Origin of the sequence: Geomonas limicola (assembly GCF_014193675.1) — a bacterium.
GTDB classification, from domain to species: domain Bacteria; phylum Desulfobacterota; class Desulfuromonadia; order Geobacterales; family Geobacteraceae; genus Geomonas; species Geomonas limicola.
The window spans coordinates 1-1,208 of the sequence record NZ_BLXZ01000017.1 but is presented as its reverse complement, the minus strand read 5'-3'; the positions used below and the strand labels follow the sequence as shown (position 1 = coordinate 1,208).

The following is a 1,208-nucleotide window of genomic DNA, read 5'->3' as shown; positions in this document are numbered from 1 at the left end:
GAGGCTGACATCGCCACGGCTATCGCCGCCGGCGGGATCACCCTGTCGACCCACGAGGCGATCACCGTCTCCGATGCAGTGACCGTGGCACAAGCGAACAGCTTCCAGGCTGCCACCGACGGTGTCATCACCGCGACCCTGAGCGACCACGCTGCGGGAACCCTCGCGGGGCTCAACGGCACCGGCAACGCTTACACCGTGACGGTGACCGGTTCCGCCGATGCGGCGGATCTCAACACCATCGACGGCGCCACCACGGTGACCGTGGATGCCAGCGGCGTGACCGCCCTGACCGGTGTCGAGGCCGACATCGCCAACGCCATCGCCGCCGGCGGGATCACCCTGTCGACCCACGAGGCGGTCACTGTCTCCGACGCAGTGACCGTGGCCCAGGCGAACGGGATCCAGGCAGTGACCGACGGTGTCATCACCGCGACCCTGAGCGACACCTCGGCAGCGACCCTGGCAGGCCTCAACGGCACGGGCAATGCCTACACCGTTACCGTGGCTGCAGGCTCTGCCGCAGCCGCCGACCTGAACGCCATTGACGCCGCCACCACGGTTGCCGTGGGGGCCTCGGCCGTCACGACCCTTACCGGTCTCGAGGCTGATATTGCCACGGCAGTCGCCGCCGGCGGCATCACCCTGTCGACCCACGAGGCGATCACCGTATCCGACGCAGTGACCGTGGCACAGGCGAACAGCTTCCAGGCAGTGACCGACGGCGTCATCACCGCTACCCTGAGCGACACTTCCGCCGCCACTCTCGCGGGGCTCAACGGCACCGGTAATGCCTACACCGTGACGGTGACCGGCTCTGCCAACGCCGCCGACCTGAACACCATCGACGGCGCCACCACGGTAACTGTGGACGCCAGCGGTGTCACCACGCTTACCGGCCTCGAGTCAGACATTGCCACGGCAGTCGCCGCCGGCGGGATCACCCTGTCGACCCACGAGGCGATCACCGTCTCCGATGCAGTGACCGTGGCACAAGCGAACAGCTTCCAGGCTGCCACCGACGGTGTCATCACCGCGACCCTGAGCGACACCTCCGCAGCTACCCTCGCGGGGCTCAACGGCACCGGCAACGCTTACACCGTGACGGTGACCGGTTCGGCCGACGCGGGGGATCTCAACACCATCGACGCAGCCACCACGGTGACCGTGGATGCCAGCGGCGTGACCGCCCTGACCGGTGTCGAGGC

Annotated in this window: 1 protein-coding gene; it reads left to right on the top strand. The window is 68.1% G+C overall.

Annotated features, from left to right (window positions below):
• The coding region (locus H7688_RS22445; protein ID WP_183363494.1) for a beta strand repeat-containing protein at positions 1–1,208 on the top strand (1,208 nt) is incomplete at both ends.